Annotated in this window: 20 protein-coding genes; 8 read left to right on the forward strand and 12 right to left on the reverse strand. The window is 59.5% G+C overall.

Going from position 1 to position 15715, the window contains the following annotated elements; all coding sequences use genetic code 11:
* Positions 1 to 130 precede the first annotated feature (130 nt).
* The 8 genes from AB5Y59_RS11405 to AB5Y59_RS11440 form a co-directional block, all read right to left on the reverse strand.
* On the reverse strand, positions 131 to 781 hold the full coding sequence (locus AB5Y59_RS11405) for a DUF4310 family protein (RefSeq protein WP_041211843.1): 651 nt from the start codon (positions 779 to 781) through the stop codon (positions 131 to 133).
* Between the two features lie 11 nt (positions 782 to 792).
* On the reverse strand, positions 793 to 1569 hold the full coding sequence (locus AB5Y59_RS11410; protein ID WP_010675862.1) for a DUF4311 domain-containing protein: 777 nt from the start codon (positions 1567 to 1569) through the stop codon (positions 793 to 795).
* A gap of 25 nt (positions 1570 to 1594) precedes the next feature.
* Positions 1595 to 1891 (reverse strand): DUF4312 family protein, encoded by a 297-nt coding sequence (locus AB5Y59_RS11415; protein WP_041211841.1) that lies wholly within the window; start codon positions 1889 to 1891, stop codon positions 1595 to 1597.
* Positions 1891 to 2256: an SFCGS family glycine-rich protein gene (locus AB5Y59_RS11420; RefSeq protein WP_010675860.1), complete on the reverse strand. Its 366-nt coding sequence runs from the start codon at positions 2254 to 2256 to the stop codon at positions 1891 to 1893. Before AB5Y59_RS11420 ends, AB5Y59_RS11415 begins: the two co-directional genes overlap by 1 nt.
* Entirely contained in the window at positions 2257 to 2619 is a 363-nt protein-coding gene (locus AB5Y59_RS11425; RefSeq protein ID WP_010675859.1) for a transcriptional regulator, read from the reverse strand.
* A 307-nt stretch (positions 2620 to 2926) separates the two neighbouring features.
* Complete coding sequence (gene degS, locus AB5Y59_RS11430) at positions 2927 to 4054, reverse strand: outer membrane-stress sensor serine endopeptidase DegS (protein ID WP_010675858.1); 1128 nt, start codon at positions 4052 to 4054, stop codon at positions 2927 to 2929.
* Between the two features lie 89 nt (positions 4055 to 4143).
* On the reverse strand, positions 4144 to 5502 hold the full coding sequence (locus AB5Y59_RS11435) for a Do family serine endopeptidase (protein WP_042015057.1): 1359 nt from the start codon (positions 5500 to 5502) through the stop codon (positions 4144 to 4146).
* Between the two features lie 81 nt (positions 5503 to 5583).
* The gene (locus AB5Y59_RS11440) at positions 5584 to 5964 is read right to left on the reverse strand and encodes a YhcB family protein (protein WP_010675856.1); all 381 of its coding nucleotides are present in this window, start codon (positions 5962 to 5964) and stop codon (positions 5584 to 5586) included.
* A gap of 139 nt (positions 5965 to 6103) precedes the next feature.
* On the opposite strand from AB5Y59_RS11440, the gene zapE reads away from it, so the two are divergent.
* From zapE to AB5Y59_RS11480, 8 genes are all read left to right on the forward strand, one after another.
* A complete protein-coding gene (zapE, locus tag AB5Y59_RS11445; protein ID WP_139737881.1) occupies positions 6104 to 7198 on the forward strand; it encodes a cell division protein ZapE in 1095 nt (364 codons plus the stop codon).
* 266 nt (positions 7199 to 7464) lie between these two features.
* Complete coding sequence (gene rplM / locus AB5Y59_RS11450; RefSeq protein WP_005336289.1) at positions 7465 to 7893, forward strand: 50S ribosomal protein L13; 429 nt, start codon at positions 7465 to 7467, stop codon at positions 7891 to 7893.
* Between the two features lie 14 nt (positions 7894 to 7907).
* A complete protein-coding gene (gene rpsI / locus AB5Y59_RS11455; RefSeq protein WP_005336286.1) occupies positions 7908 to 8300 on the forward strand; it encodes a 30S ribosomal protein S9 in 393 nt (130 codons plus the stop codon).
* A 299-nt stretch (positions 8301 to 8599) separates the two neighbouring features.
* Positions 8600 to 9190, forward strand: coding sequence for a ubiquinol-cytochrome c reductase iron-sulfur subunit (gene petA / locus AB5Y59_RS11460; RefSeq protein WP_010675854.1), 591 nt, complete (start codon positions 8600 to 8602; stop codon positions 9188 to 9190).
* 2 nt (positions 9191 to 9192) lie between these two features.
* The gene (locus tag AB5Y59_RS11465) at positions 9193 to 10410 is read left to right on the forward strand and encodes a cytochrome bc complex cytochrome b subunit (protein WP_010675853.1); all 1218 of its coding nucleotides are present in this window, start codon (positions 9193 to 9195) and stop codon (positions 10408 to 10410) included.
* A complete protein-coding gene (locus tag AB5Y59_RS11470; protein WP_104454878.1) occupies positions 10407 to 11141 on the forward strand; it encodes a cytochrome c1 in 735 nt (244 codons plus the stop codon). The genes AB5Y59_RS11465 and AB5Y59_RS11470 overlap by 4 nt, the downstream gene beginning before the upstream one ends.
* Before the next feature lie 87 nt (positions 11142 to 11228).
* Positions 11229 to 11858: a stringent starvation protein SspA gene (sspA, locus tag AB5Y59_RS11475; protein WP_039040485.1), complete on the forward strand. Its 630-nt coding sequence runs from the start codon at positions 11229 to 11231 to the stop codon at positions 11856 to 11858.
* On the forward strand, positions 11855 to 12286 hold the full coding sequence (locus tag AB5Y59_RS11480) for a ClpXP protease specificity-enhancing factor (RefSeq protein WP_029314842.1): 432 nt from the start codon (positions 11855 to 11857) through the stop codon (positions 12284 to 12286). Before sspA ends, AB5Y59_RS11480 begins: the two co-directional genes overlap by 4 nt.
* A gap of 44 nt (positions 12287 to 12330) precedes the next feature.
* On the opposite strand, the gene dolP is transcribed toward AB5Y59_RS11480, so the two are convergent.
* The 4 genes from dolP to AB5Y59_RS11500 are packed head-to-tail and all read right to left on the reverse strand — an operon-like array spanning position 12331 to position 15617.
* The gene (gene dolP, locus AB5Y59_RS11485) at positions 12331 to 12909 is read right to left on the reverse strand and encodes a division/outer membrane stress-associated lipid-binding lipoprotein (protein ID WP_010675849.1); all 579 of its coding nucleotides are present in this window, start codon (positions 12907 to 12909) and stop codon (positions 12331 to 12333) included.
* A gap of 4 nt (positions 12910 to 12913) precedes the next feature.
* Positions 12914 to 13504, reverse strand: a complete 591-nt coding sequence (locus AB5Y59_RS11490; protein WP_010675848.1) for an SIS domain-containing protein — start codon at positions 13502 to 13504, stop codon at positions 12914 to 12916.
* 9 nt (positions 13505 to 13513) lie between these two features.
* Complete coding sequence (locus AB5Y59_RS11495; protein WP_049637187.1) at positions 13514 to 13909, reverse strand: YraN family protein; 396 nt, start codon at positions 13907 to 13909, stop codon at positions 13514 to 13516.
* A complete protein-coding gene (locus tag AB5Y59_RS11500) occupies positions 13827 to 15617 on the reverse strand; it encodes a penicillin-binding protein activator (RefSeq protein WP_319921790.1) in 1791 nt (596 codons plus the stop codon). Before AB5Y59_RS11500 ends, AB5Y59_RS11495 begins: the two co-directional genes overlap by 83 nt.
* Positions 15618 to 15715 lie beyond the last annotated feature (98 nt).

The raw sequence follows: 15715 nt of genomic DNA on the forward strand, positions 1-15715 counted from the left end.
CTTGGAACCTGCTTGTGCTCTTACTGCGAGGCCGCTTCCAAGGCTCATCTGTTGCTCTTCACCTTGCTGACGACCTCTCGCGACAGAGCGCAAACAGGTTCTTGAATGCCCCCCAAGAGACGGCTTTGGATTAAGCCAGGGCGATGGGGAAGAAGGTCCCGAACAGCATGGCCCCCAGAATGGCGCCGCCCGTGATGGGCTTTTCCCAGATGTAGAACAGCAGTGCACCCAGCAGGGAGCCTATCCCGATGGGAATGGAGGCGCCCATGGCGGAGAGGATGATGAGGGGACCGAGGAAGCGGCCCGAGCTGTTGCCAGCCCCCATCATGACGTCTGCGCCATAGGTGGAGTTGCTCTGGTTGATGGTGAACTTGCGCGCCAGGATGATCACGTAGCCGATGGCCATCCCAATCCCCATGCCGGTGATCAGGGAAGCGGTGAAGTTTTCCACCGGATAGACGATGCCGGCCCCCAGCAGCAGGGCGGGCACCCCGAGGCCGACTCCGGTCTGGATGGCGCCGCCGATGTCGAGGATCCCCACCAGGGAGCCCTCGATGATGCGGGCGAACAGGAAGCTGGCACCGAAGGCGGCGACTGCACCATAGGCCCCCGTGTCCATACCGGCCTTGAGCATGGCAACGAAGGCCACCTCGTTGAAGGCGCCGACCCCGTAGAGGTAGAACATGTGGGTACCGGCGAAGACGCCGGAAGAGAGCAGACCGACAAAGATGGGGAAGGACCAGTCGGCATACCAGAAGTTGTTTCTCAGTTTCTCATCCATGGTGTGCTTCCTTATTTGCCGCTCATGAGGTTGTGGACGTTTTCCAGCCACAGGGGAACGCCCAGGTGGAAGGATTCAATGAGTTTCATGTCAAAGCCGCGGAAGAAGCCGCTCAGCACGAACAGCAGGACGATGGCACTCATCATCACCTTGGTGACGTGGTTCCAGCCGCTCTCCTCCACCCCCTTGCCGATCAGGATGCCAAGCACCAAGCCCGGTACCGCGTTGCCCATGATGAGCTGGGCCAGACCGCCGAAGATGGTGGCCCAGAAGCCGGACTTCTTGCCTGCCTCGATGGCGGCCAGCCAGAAGATCACCGGCATGACGGTGTTGACCAGCAGGTTGGCGGCGGGCACCAGCACCTTGACCGCGGTCACCTGCAGGGCGGCAGGTACGGCGGCGGCCGTGCTGTTGAGGAAGGCGACCACGATGGCACCTATGATGCCGCAGGCGATGGCCATCTTCTTCGGGTCATGGAGGGTGGTGGCGAGATCCCGGTTCTTGATCATCAGGGCCGCTGCACCCCAGTTCGGCAGGATGCGGTGATCCACGTCCTGAGTGAAGGCGCCGGCCGCGACCGTGGAGGCCCAGGCGTTGAAGAAGAAGCCCAGACCGAACGAGAAGTGGGAGGCGGGGTCCCCTTCGCAGGAGTTGAGCTCGCCCAGGGTACGGAACGCGCCCATCCCCTGCACGGTCGGGGCGTGGAACATCCGCGCCGCGCCAGCCCCCACCCCGACGCCTACCAGGCCGCCGATGATGAGTGACTTCATCAAAATGATTAGAAACATCCAACTTGTCCTTTTGGTTGTGGGGTCAGGCCCGGGTGAAATCCACCTTGTCGACATCCAGGCTGGTGACCTTGACGGTGATCGCCAGCCGGACCCGGAACTCGTGGCGCTGGCGTGGCAGGAAGAAGAACAGGAACTTCTCCACCCGTACCGACTCCTCGGCCTCGAGCACCTCGACCTCGAGGGGTTCGATGCGCAGCATCACCTTGGGGCTCTCCTTGAGCAGGCTGGGTTGCACCTGGCTGAGGGCGGCGGCGAACGCCTGCTGGCGAGTCGCCCCCTTGCCGTTGACCGTGATCCGGGTGGTGAAGTGCTCTTTCATCAGGCGCGTCCGTGTTTCTTGGCGAAGGCTTCGATCAGCTTCTGGCCCAGCTCTTCCTTGTCCATGAAGCCGAAGCCCAGTACCACGCACCCCTCGTTGATGGCGGTGACACCCTCTTCGATGGATCGCATGCCGTAGCGGCACTTGTAGCCGTACTTGGTCTGGGCCGTGATGGCGCCCGCGCCACCGCTGCCGCAGAAGGAGATGCCAAGGTCGGCCTGCTCCTTGTTCATCACATCACCGAGTTTCATGTCGGCGGCCATGCCGGGGATGACGGTCACGGTGGCGCCGGCGGCTTCTGCGCCCGCCCCCACTTTCTGACCCTTGCCGAGACGATCTCCAATCACGAGTTTGATGGCAGTCATTTAGCTTTCTCCTTTTACTGAGCTGAGTTCGTTTTCTTTGGCCACTTCAAAATGGACGGACAAGAGGTGCGCCTCCTCGTAGGCGAGGCGGTCGAGCCAGGCGACGACCTGTTCGGCCAGGCGCAGGGAGAGGGGGGAGATCTCCTCGAACAGGCTGAGGTCGACCTCCGGCAGGGATTCCCCGCTGTAGGAACGCCACACCATGGCCTTGACGTGGGAGGCCAGCATCTGTTGCTGCACGTCGTTGGGGCGTATGCCCTGATCCGCCAGCAGGTTGTGAATGCGGGCCAGGGTCAGGTCGGTCTTGCGCAGCAGTGCCGGGCTGTCCGGGGTCAGGGGGGCGTCATGGGTGTCGGTGTTCAAGGTCTGCTCTCCAGGCTGGCAGAAAGGATGGGATCACCATAAAGCGGAGGAGAGTGCGGGAGGAGGCAGGTTTTTTCCGATTCGAAGTGGAAATCCGGAGGAAAAGGCATCAAAAGAAGCCCTTTTGGCGATCAAGAAGAGGAAAGGAGCGGACTGGCGGCAAGGGAGTGTGATCGGTGGCGCGTTTTGACGGCGTCTTCGCCCGATTGCTCATTGGCGCAATGTGTGAGCTGTCTCACGCACAAGCGGGGCCGGAGGAAAGCGGGCACGAAAAAGGGCCCTGTCGGGCCCTGCGAGGATCCGCCTCTCAGGTGGCGGGTGCCGCACTGCTGGTCGGCAGGGTCTGATTCTGGTAGCGCAGGTCCTCTTCGATGATGACATCGACGTCCAGCGGCTTGCCGTTGCGGATCACCGAGATGGTGAGCTTGGTGCCGGGGCGGCTCTCGACGATCTTGTCCATGACGGGACGCACGCCGGTGATGGCCTCTCCGTTGATCTTGAGCAGCACATCCCCACGTTTGAGACCGGCCTTGGTGGCTGGGCCATTGGGATCCAGGCTCTCCACCACCAACCCCTGCAAGTCCCCCAGGTTCAGCATGCGCGCGACGATGGGATTGATCTCGACGCTGGAGATGCCGAGGTAGCCGCGGATGACCCGGCCGTTGGCGATCAGCTCGTCCATGATGCGCTTGGCCAGCTTGTAGGGGATGGCAAAACTGATGCCATAGCTCTCCTGATTGCCGTTGAGGTGGTAGGCGGCGGTATTGATACCCACCAGATCGCCACGGCCATTGACCAGGGCGCCGCCGGAGTTGCCCTCGTTGATGGCGGCATCGGTTTGCAGCAGATCCTGCCGGCCGTTGCTGTCCGGCCCCATGCTGGAGAGGCCGATACGCCCGGTGGCGCTGATGATGCCCTGGGTGATGGTCTGGCCGACGTTGTAGGGGTTGCCGATGGCGAGCACCACGTCTCCCACGTCCGGCAGACGATCCGGGTCCTGCGGGATCACCGGCAGGTTGTCCGATTCGATGTAGAGCACCGCCAGATCGGTCAGTTTGTCGGTGCCGACCAGCTCTGCACTGAATACCCGACCATCTTGCAGGGCGACGATGATCTGGTCCGCATCGGCGATGACGTGATAGTTGGTGAGCACGTGACCGCGCTGGTTCATGATGACGCCGGACCCCAGCCCCTGGGGTCTGAGTTCGGCTTTTTCACCGCGATTGCCGGCGAAGCTGCGGGTGTAGATGTTGACGACGGCAGGGCCGGCACGATGGGCTGCGTAGGAGAAGCTCAGCTCGCGGGCATTGGTGATGAGGCCCGGCAGGGGGGCGCCGCCGCGAAAATTGGGGAACACCAGCAACAAAAGCGCAGCCATGGCGAGGCCAAAGCCGACGGACTTGCCCAAGTAGCTGATCAGTGGTGGGATTTTCATGTCATTCTCGTCCGTACAGGCTGCGGGCAGAGAATAACATTATCGATGGATAAAAATCACCCGCGGCGGTTGCCGCGGGTGTGAGGGGCTTAACGGATCACCAAATAGAGGGAGGAGTCGCCGCGCTGGATGTTCAGCGCCAGGACTTCCGGCTTGTTTTTCAACACCTTGGTCAGTTCACCCATGGAGTTGATGCGCTGGCGGTTGACTCCGATGATGATGTCGCCTTTCTGCAGGCCGGAGGCGGCTGCCGGTGAGCGGGGATCTATGTCGGAGACGGCCACGCCGGTCACGGGGTCCGTGGTGGTGCTCAGCTTGGCTCCTTCCAGTGCCGGATGCAGGGCGCTGGCCAGGATCTCGCTGTCATCCGCTTTCTTCAGGGTGACCTTGACGGTCTGCTCCTTGCCGTCACGGATGAGGCCGAGCGAGACCTGCTTGTCGGCCCCCATGGTGGCGATTTTGGCACGCAGCTCGCCGAAGGAGCGGATGGGCTTGCCATCGATGCTGATGATGATGTCACCTGCCTTGATGCCTGCCTTGGCGGCGGCGGAGTCAGGCATGACCTGGTTGACGAAGGCACCGTCCTTCTTGTTGTAGCCGAAGGTCTTGGCGATTTCGCTGGTGAGCTCGGTGCCGGTAATCCCCAGCTGGCCACGGCGCACTTCGCCGTATTTCACGATCTGCTCGGAGAGATCGCGCACCATGTTGGACGGGATGGCAAAGCCGATGCCGATGTTGCCGCCGTTGGGGCCCAGGATGGCGGTGTTGATGCCGATCAGCTCCCCGCGCAGGTTGAGCAGGGCGCCGCCCGAGTTGCCGGAGTTGATGGCCGCATCGGTCTGGATGAAGTTCTCCAGATTTTCGATGTTGAGGCCGCTGCGACCCAGGGCGCTGACAATGCCGGAGGTGACGGTCTGGCCCAGGCCGAACGGGTTGCCGATGGCCAGCGCGTAGTCACCGACTCTCAGCTCGTCGGAGTCGGCGAACTTGATCTGCACCAGATCCTCGGCCTTGATTTGCAGCAGGGCGATATCCGACTGTTTGTCTTCCCCTATTTTCTTGGCTGCATACTCACGGCCATCCTTCAGGTTGACCTTGATTTCGTCCGCCTCGTGGACCACGTGGGCGTTGGTGATCACGTAGCCTTTCTTGGCATCGATGATGACGCCGGAACCAAGCGCCTGGAAGGGCTGCTCGCTCACCTGCTCGTCAGGCATGTTGGGGCCGAAGAAGAAGCGGAATTGTTCCGGCAGGCGCTGGCGGGTGATCTTCTTGCCAGAGACGGAGATGTTGACCACGGCAGGGGTCACCTGCTCGAGGACGGGGGCCAGGCTCGGCATCTCCTGGTTGTTCGCCATCAGGGGCAGTGCGGCCTGCGCCGGTGCTGAGGACATGGCGATACCGACACTGAGGGCTAAGACACTGAATACAGAAAGAGATTTACGCATATGAGAAACAGCTCCCAGAAAAAGTTGCAGTGCAATCGTCAAGGTCTGACCACGATAAAGCGTAATTAGTTCAACCGACGATCAGCCCGGCTGCTTGAGCAGGCCGGACGCACCGGCGTAATCGCGGGGAGGAAGGCCCGGCTCCTCGCTGTTGGCGGCATCGCCTGTTTCTTCCACTTCGGGTTCGCGGAACAGTGGTTCCTGTACCTTGGCCAGGAACTTGCTCTGTTCCGCCATATGGCGATAAAGGGTCTGGTACTGTTCGGCCAGTTGCTCCATCAGGGCTGCGCTGTCGGCGAAGTGGGTGGTGATCTGCCCCTGGTAGCTTTCCAGCTCCTTGTGGGCTTTTTTCAGCTCCTGTTCCAGGCGTCCGGCATCCCGGCTACGGACAGAGAAGCGGCCGATCAGCACGCCGATGATCAGGGCGGCGATCGCCAGCAGGATCCCGTTAAACAGAGTCATAGAAGCTCCTTGTTACAGCTAACACGATGAATTTGAAGCGGTCGGATGGACCGCAACGCCTCGTTGGCACTATACCGTGCCCCCCGAGAGCGTGATACCATTTTGTCCCTCATTCAGGGACTTGGAGGCGGTTTACAGGATGACCCCGCAGCAAAAATATCAGCAGGATTTGCAGCGCCCCGGCTTTGTGGCCGATCCGGCCCAGGCCATGGCAGTCGCCCGCCTGGAGCGACTCTATCAGGATCTGTGCGCAAGCCCGACTCCGACCAGATCCCGTGGCCTGCTGGGTTGGCTGCAAAAGCCGAAAACCCGTGACCCCGTCCAGGGGTTATATATGTGGGGCGGTGTGGGCAGAGGCAAGACCTGGCTGATGGATACTTTTTTTGAGAGCCTGCCGGGGGAGCGCAAACTGCGCATCCACTTCCACCGTTTCATGCACCGTGTGCACGACGAGCTCAGAGGGCTGACCGGTCAGTCCGATCCGCTCAAGCTGATCGCCCGCAAGCTGACCGACGAGACCGACGTCATCTGTTTCGACGAGTTTTTCGTCTCGGATATCACGGATGCCATGCTGCTCGGCACTCTGTTCCAGGAACTCTTTGGCCATGGCGTAGTGCTGGTGGCCACATCCAACATCCCCCCTCAGGATCTCTACCGCAACGGGTTGCAGCGTGCTCGCTTCCTGCCTGCTATCGCGCTTATCGAGCGTCACTGCGAGGTGATCAATGTCGATGGCGGTGTCGATTACCGGCTGCGAACCCTGGAACAGGCAGAGATCTATCACTTCCCGCTGGATGAGCAGGCCAGGAGCAACCTGGATCGTTATTTCAGCCAGTTGACCGGGACTGGGGCGGTGACTGCCGCCGCACTGGAAGTCAACCATCGCCAACTGAGTGCAATGGGCGTGGGGGAAGGGGTGCTTTATATGGAGTTTGAACAGCTGTGCTGTACTCCACGGTCCCAGGGCGACTACATCGAACTGGCCCGTGAGTTCCACACCGTCCTGCTGGCCAATGTGCAACCCATGGGAAGCGGCACGGATGACGCGGCCCGCCGCTTCATCGCCATGGTGGACGAGTTTTATGAGCGGCACGTCAAGCTCATCATATCGGCGGCGGTCCCCATGACCGGGCTCTATGGCGAAGGCTTGCTGAATTTCGAATTCAAGCGTTGCCTTTCACGGCTTCAGGAGATGCAATCGCACGAATACCTTGCCAGAGTGCACCTTCCTTAGTCACAATACCGCGCCTGCCAGTCGGATGGGCATCTGCGGCAGGTAGGGCCGGGCGACATTTGCTAGCTTCATGGCAGTGAAATTAGCAGGTGATATTTAAGGCAACTTCACTTATAATCGCCCGGCCCACGTTACAGCTGTCGATAAGACAGCAACACTTTAAGCTTTACTTGTATTCGAAGGGGTACAGGTAGGCCATCGTTTGTTGTTTGTGGGAGAGCCCCCATAAGCAATTGGGTCTGTAACAGGTAATTGGGTTTAACTTAATGAAAACTTTCGTTGCCAAGCCAGAAACCGTAAAACGTGACTGGTACATTGTGGACGCAGAAGGTAAAACTCTGGGTCGTATCGCAACCGAGATCGCTGCTCGTCTGCGTGGTAAGCACAAAGCCGAGTACACTCCGCACGTTGACACCGGTGACTACATCATCGTTGTAAACGCTGAGAAGGTACACGTAACCGGTAAGAAATTTACCGACAAAATGTACCACGCTCACTCCGGTTTCCCGGGTGGTATCAAGTCCATCAGCTTCGACAAGCTGATTCAGCGTAAGCCGGAAATGGTAATCGAAGCTGCCGTCAAGGGCATGCTGCCGAAGGGGCCGCTGGGCCGTGCCATGTTCCGTAAGCTGAAAGTTTACGCAGGCGCAGAGCACGCTCATGCTGCTCAGCAACCTCAAGTACTGGATATCTAACGGGAACTGGCAACATGGCAGAAAATCAATACTACGGTACCGGCCGTCGCAAAAGCTCCACTGCTCGCGTATTCATCAAAGCGGGTAGCGGTAAAATCGTAATCAACCAGCGCTCCCTGGAGCAATACTTCGGCCGTCCGACTGCCCGCATGGTAGTTCGTCAGCCGCTGGAACTGGTCGAGATGACCGAGAAACTGGATCTGTACATCACCGTTAACGGTGGTGGCATCTCCGGTCAAGCTGGTGCGATCCGCCACGGTATCACTCGTGCTCTGATGCAGTACGACGAGACCCTGCGTTCCGAACTGCGTAAAGCTGGCTTTGTTACTCGTGATGCCCGTAAGGTTGAGCGTAAGAAAGTCGGTCTGCACAAAGCGCGTAAGCGTCCGCAGTACTCCAAGCGTTAATTCGCTTTTGGTACGCACTCTCAGGAGTGTCAAAAAAGCCTGGCAATTTGCCAGGCTTTTTTTATTGGTAATGTTACATGTGGCAATGCTAAGCATACGTCACAAAAGACAAAAAATTGTGTATTTATTGTTTTTGCCCATCGACTCCCTTTCTTGTCAAATTGTTATCTTTTCTTTAAAATTTCCATGGTCTTTCTGTGTCAATTGCCACTCCGCTTCCATCGCAGTTGTCAGAGGGAGAGGAGAAGTAAACAGGGACACTATAAGAATGAGCGGAGTCCACATGGGAGAGTTTTTGGATGAGCAATGCGCCAGTTGATACCGGTCGCCGCAGATTTCTTACCTGGTCAACGGTTGCCGTTGGCGGTGTAGGAGCTGCTTTTACCGCAGTGCCGTTTATTAAGTCATGGAATCCGAGTGCCAAAGCCAAGGCGGCAGGGGCCCCGGTTGAAGTGGATATCAGCAAGCTGGAGCCGGGTCAGCTGATCCGCGTCGAGTGGCGTGGCAAACCGGTCTGGGTGGTGAAGCGCACCAAACAGACGCTGGATGCTCTGGCTGCACACGATGACAAGCTGCGGGATCCTGCGTCAGACGAGCCACAGCAGCCGGACTATGCCCACAATGGCTACAGATCCATCAAACCGGAAATCTTCGTGGCCGTTGGCATCTGCACTCATCTGGGATGCTCCCCGTCCTATCTGCCCGACAGCTTCGGCGAGCAGGTCCAAGGGGTAACTTCCGGCTTCTTCTGCCCCTGCCATGGCTCTAAATTCGACATGGCTGGTCGAGTGTTCCAGGGCGTCCCCGCACCGCTGAACCTGGTCATTCCGCCATACCAATTTCTTAGCGACACCACCATTCTGGTCGGTGCCGATGGCAAGGAGGCCTGACCATGTTTGCCAAACTCATGGGCTGGATCGATGATCGTTTCCCGCTCACGGCCATGTACAACGACCATATGGCCAAGTATCCGGCGCCCAAGAACCTGAACTTCTGGTACTTCTTCGGCTCGCTTGCCATGTTGGTGCTGGTCAACCAGATCATCACCGGCATCTGGCTGACCATGAACTACAACCCTTCGGCGGAAGGTGCCTTCGCTTCCGTGGAATACATCATGCGGGATGTGGATTACGGCTGGCTGCTGCGTTACATGCACTCAACCGGGGCATCCGCCTTCTTCATCGTGGTCTACCTGCACATGTTCCGCGGCATGATCTACGGCTCTTACCAGAAGCCGCGGGAACTGCTGTGGATCTTCGGCATGCTGATCTTCCTGGTGCTGATGGCCGAGGCCTTCATGGGTTACCTGCTGCCCTGGGGGCAGATGTCGTTCTGGGGGGCCCAGGTCATCATCTCGCTGTTCGGTGCCATCCCCGTTATCGGTGACGATCTGACCCTGTGGATCCGGGGGGATTATGTCATCTCGGGTGCGACCCTGAACCGCTTCTTTGCGCTGCACGTCATCGCTCTGCCGCTGGTGCTGGTGATGCTGGTGGCCATGCATATCCTGGCGCTGCACGAGGTGGGCTCCAACAACCCCGATGGCATCGACATCAAGAAGCACAAGGACGAGAACGGCTGGCCACTGGATGCGGTCGCGTTCCACCCCTACTTCACCGTGAAGGACATGATCGGGGTAGCCGGTTTCCTGTTCTTCTTCTGTGCCATCATCTTCTTCAAGCCGGATATGTGGGGCTATTTCCTCGAGAAACCGAACTTTGAGGTGGCCAACGGCCTGAAGACACCGGCGCATATCGCTCCGGTCTGGTACTTCACCCCCTTCTACGCCATCCTGCGTGCGGTGCCGGACAAGCTCCTGGGGGTCATCATGATGGGCCTCTCCATCGTGGTGCTGTTCCTGTTGCCCTGGCTGGATCGCTGCAAGGTGCGCTCGGTGCGTTACCGCAGCACCCTGCACAAGCTGAACATCGCCCAGTTCGTGGTCTGCTTCATTATCCTGGGGGTGCTGGGCGTGCTGCCATCAACCCCGACCCTGACGCTGATTGCACAACTCTGTACTCTGGGTTATTTCGGATTCTTCGTCCTGTTGTTCTTCTACAGCAAGAATGAGAACACCAAGCCGCTGCCGGAGAGGGTGACATTCAAATGAAAAGAATAATTTTTGCAGTGCTGGCCCTGCTGCCTGGTCTGGTGTTGGCCTCTGGCGGTGGCTTCCCTCTCGACAAGGCGGAGTACGATCTGAGTGACAAGGCATCCCTGCAACGGGGGGCCGCCACCTTCATGAACTACTGTGCCGGCTGTCACTCCACCCAGTACCAGCGTTATAACCGGGTGGCGGCCGACATTGGCATTCCGGACGATCTGATGAAGGAGAACCTGGTCTTCACCGGCGCCAAGATCGGCGATCTGATGAAGAGCGCCATGTCCGAGAAGGATGCTGCTCGCTGGTTCGGCGCGCCGCCCCCCGACCTGACCCTGGTTGCCCGGGTGCGTGGTGCAGACTGGATCTACACCTATCTGCGTTCCTTCTATGTGGACGAAACCCGTCCATTCGGGGTGAACAACGCCGTCTTCCCGTCCGTGGGTATGCCCCATGTGCTGGAGCCGTTGCAGGGGACGCCCCGCGCCGAGTTCAAGACGCACACCCTGGATGGCGTGGAGATGCAGCAAGTCGTCAGCATCAAATCTGACGGCAACGGTGAAATGAACAACGAAGAATATGATCAGACGGTACTGGATCTGGTAAACTTCTTGGTCTACTCGGCTGAGCCGGTGCAGCAGGAGCGCGAACGCATGGGCTTCTGGGTACTCGGATTCATCGCTATCTTCTTCATCTTCACTGTGCTGTTGAAGAAGGAATTCTGGCGCGACGTTCACTAAGCGACCAGATCGGAGTAATATGACGCACGGCAATGAAGACAGACATGCTTCATTGCCGTTTCTGCTTTTTAATGACGGGAGGGTTCAATGGCTGTAGCTGCCAATAAGCGTTCGGTAATGACGCTGTTTTCCGGTGCCAACGATATGTTCAGCCATCAGGTGCGTATTGTCCTGGCGGAGAAGGGTGTTAGCGTGGATATCTGCCAGGTTGATCCTGCCAACCTGCCGGATGAGCTGGCCGAGCTGAACCCGTACAACACTGTACCGACTCTGGTGGATCGCGAGCTGGCGTTGTACACCTCGCGCATCATCATGGAGTATCTGGACGAGCGTTTCCCGCATCCGCCCCTGATGCCGGTTTATCCGGTCGCGCGCGGCAACAGCCGTTTGATGATGCACCGCATCGAGCTGGACTGGTACTCTCTGGCCGACAAGATCATGGCGGGCACAGATACCGAAGCCGCCCGTGCCGAGTTGCGCGACAACCTGCTGGCCATCGCCCCCATCTTCGGCGAGATGCCCTACTTCATGAGCGAAGAGTTCGGTCTGGTCGACTGCTACATGGCGCCGTTGCTGTGGCGTCTGCCGAGCCTGGGCATCGATTTCACCGGCCGTGGCGCCAAAGAGCTGAAGGCTTACATGGTACGCCTGTTCGAGCGTGAATCCTTCCAGGCTTCCCTGACCGAGGCCGAGCGCGAGATCCGTGCCGGCGTATGAGCATGGAACCGACAATGACACCCAGTCGCCCGTATCTGCTGCGGGCGTTTTTTGACTGGTTGCTGGATAACGATCTGACACCCCATCTGGTGGTCAATGCCAACATTCCCCATGTGATGGTACCGATGCAGTTCGTGCAGGATGGCCAGATTGTTCTGAACATCGCCCCCCGGGCCGTGGGCCAGTTCCACATGGACAATGACGCTGTCAGCTTCAGCGCCCGTTTCGGTGGCGTATCGCAGCAGGTCTATATTCCCATGGCGGCCGTACTGGCCATCCATGCCAGGGAGAACGGAGTAGGGACCCTGTTCCCGCCGGAGCCCGGGTATGACCTCTGGCTGGAACAGGCACAGACACCAACGTCGGTTGACCCCGAGCCGGAACCACCGCGCCCGAGCGGTCGCCCGACCCTGAAAGTCATCAAATAAAAAAACGCAGCCTGAAGGCTGCGTTTTTTCATCCTGCCAGATGGTCAATTCTGGGCAAACTCGAAGGCTTTGATCACCTGTTTAACGCCGCTGACGTGGCGGGCGATTTCCACGGCCTGATCCCCTTCCTGGCGGGTGACCAACCCAATGAGAAATACCTCGCCATTCTCGGTGACAACCTTCACCTTGGCGCTGTCGAAGTTCTTGGTGCCCAGCATGTCGGCCCGCACCTTGGAGGTGATCCAGGTGTCATTGCTGCGCACGCCGATACTGACTGGTTTGCCAAGGCGCAGCTCGTTGTAGACATGGCGAACCCCTTCAATCCGGCTCACGATTCTGCCCGCTTCCTGTTTGTAAGCGTCAGAGGGTGTCTGACCCACCAGCAGCACACGGCCGTTGTTGCTGTAGACACTGATCTTGCTGGCGGCGCTCAGGGGCTTGTTGTCGGCCAACAGGTTGGCGGCTTTCAGCTCTATGGTCTGATCGTCCCACTGGGCACCCAGGGTGCGGCGATCGCCGCTCGCCTTGGCGGTGCCAGCCGCGCCACCGACCACCACGGCAGCACAGCCTTGCAGCAGCAGGACGCCGGTCAGCAGGGCAAGAGCGAGAATAGGCTTCTTCATGGTTTCAGTCTTCCTGTTGCGGGAAAAGTGTCTGGTCGATGAGATCACAGAGACAGTGCAGGGTCAACAGGTTCACTTCCAGAATACGAGGACGGCGAGCGGAAGGAACGCGGATCTCCACGTCATTGGGGCCCAGCAGACCGGCGATCTCTCCCCCGTCTCCGCCACCGAGAACAATGATGGTCATGTCGCGGGAGAGGGCGGCCTCCGCAGCCTTGATCAGGCTGCGGCTGTTGCCTGTCGTGGTGATGACCACCAGAATGTCGCCTGGTTGTCCCAGAGCTCGGATCTGCTTGGCATAGACCTCTTCGAAACCGTGATCCGTGGCGATGGCGCTGATGGTCGCCATGTCGGGCGTCAGGGCGAGACCGGGCAGGGAGGGGCGAGGAGTTTCATAGCAGTTCACCAGTTCGGAAATGAACAGCTGTGCCAATGCCGAGGAGGGACCATTGCCACATGCCATCACCTTGTGGCCATTGAGCAGGCAGATGGTCAGCATCTGGGCTGCCGTATGGATGGCATCCGGCAGTGCTTCGGCGGCAGCTATCTTGGTCTGGATGCTTTCGGTGTAATTCTCTTTGATGGGATCAGTCATGGGGTCCTCTTAAAACGCGTTCTGGATCCAGTCCGGCTGGTCGCCCTCGAACGCGATCACATCGAATCGACAGGCCTGGTTGGCCTCATTGATGGCATGTTGCTTGAAATAGTGGCGCGCGGCCAGCACGATCTTGTGCTGCTTGCGCCGGGTGACCGAGCTGGCTGCACCGCCATGGGTGGCGTGGGCACGATATCTCACTTCAACGAACACCAGGGTCTCCCCCTGGCGCATGATGAGATCGATCTCGCCGCCACGACAGCGGTAGTTGCGGGTCACGGGTTGCAGGCCGCGGGCCTGCAACCAGCGCTCCGCTATTTGTTCAAAGTGTTGTCCCTTGCTCGTCGCTGCCGACGGCAACAGGTTCAACCACTGCTGGTGAAGTTGTGTCAGTAGCCTCTTCATGAGTCGCATCCTCCAGCTGGGGGGCGGCGCTGTCGCTGACCAGCTTGCCATTCTGGTAGGTGGCCCAGTCCAGCATGCGCACTATGTTGCCCTGGGGATCCACGCTCAGCTGGCCACTCATGCCGGGTTGCTGCATGGCATTGACCTTGCGCATTTGCGGCAGGTTGCCTGCCAGGCTGACGGCATCGTAGCCGAGGGCGAACAAGCGCAGCAGGTCGCCCTGGGTCTGGGGCCAGAGCAGGGCAATCTGTTCACGCTGCGTCTCGAAGCCACCCAGCAGCAGTGGCATGTCGGAGATATGCATGCCGTTGAGCTCGGATGCCACCTCGGTCGTCCCGCCGTCGTATCCCCGAGAGCTGCTGTAGATGGGCAGGCTGCCCATGGGGTTGACCGAGATGTCCACATAGGGCTTGATCATCCGGGTCTCCAGGCTGTTGGCCACCACATAGACGGCGTCGATGCTGCGCGGCGTGGCATCGGACAGCTGGACAATCTCCCCGGCTCGTGCGGTGGAACGGCCGCTCAGAGCGTTCTTGACCATGCCCTGCACTTCGTTGCGTGCCCCGAAGGTGGCAACCACGGGCTTCTCCTGGCTGACGCCGGCCCAGGCCTGCTCAAACGCCTTGATACTGCTGTAGCCAATCCGGCCTTGTGCCGCGATCAGCAGCGGCTTGCGATAGCCCTGACCATAGAGGTACTGGGCCGCCTGGCTCGCATCGGCAGCGGCGGAGAGCGAGAAATAGAAGGTGTTGTCGTTGACGATCGGCTTGTCCAGCTCGTTGAGCGCCAGCACCGGCACGGTCGGATTCGACTTGAGCAGCTCCTCCACCTGATCCTTGAGCAGGGGGCCGATGATCATGTTGGCCCCTTCCTGAATCGCCTGCTTGTAGAGATCCCCCATCGCCTTGCCCTGGGTATCGTAGAAGTTCAGGGTGAACTGGCTCTGATTTTCCTTGTAGGACATCAGCATGCCGTTGCGGATGGCGGCCCCCTGGGCTTCCAGGTTGCCGGAGAGCGGCAGGAAGACGGCGATCTGCTGCAGCGAACCGTTGTCCGTGATAGCGAGATCCCCAAGGCCGGCCGGCATGTCGCTCTGGGCAGGGTGGTTAGGGAAGCTCTGCTTCCAGCCGGCAAGCTGGCGGGCCAGCTGGCTCGGCTGTGCCCCGAACTCGTTCACCAGCGCCGCCAGTCGCAGCCAGCCGGTGGTGACATCGGGAGCTGGCTCCTCTTCGAGCGCCTGCAGGGTGGAGGGGGTCATGCTTTTCAGCAGTGACCAGATCTGCTGGTGATTGGTGGCCAGCTCATTCTTGGCCAGATAAGGTTCCAGCAGGATCAGCGACTTGGCCGCACCAAACTTGTTGTTGATGTCGAGCTGCAGCACCACGCGCTGGCGGTACCAGTCCTTCTGGGTATCGGCATCCAGCACCACATCCGGCTTGCCTTCCAGCAGGATCAGCGCCTGGTTGGCGTTGCCCTGGGCGAGCAGCAGGTGTGCCTGCAGCAGTTGCAACTGCGCCTGCTGCACCGGGCTCTTCGCCTGCTTCTGCAACTGCTGATACAGAGCGGCAGCCGGTTTGGCCTGGCCGAGCGCCAGATAGCTGCGCGCCGCCATCATCTGCCACACGAAGGCCTCTGCCGGTTTGGCGGGATCCACCTGCTCCAGATACCACTGGGCATTCTTGGTCAGATCCGAGAAGGCTGACGGCATGCCGGGTTGTCCGGAAGATTGATTGGGCTCCGACGCACAGGCGGCGAGCAGGACTGCCGCGAGTAGGATGCCGAAGAGTCGTGATACACTTAGCTGCT

This window comes from Aeromonas sp. s10 (assembly GCF_040907975.1).
Classification (GTDB): domain Bacteria; phylum Pseudomonadota; class Gammaproteobacteria; order Enterobacterales; family Aeromonadaceae; genus Aeromonas; species Aeromonas caviae.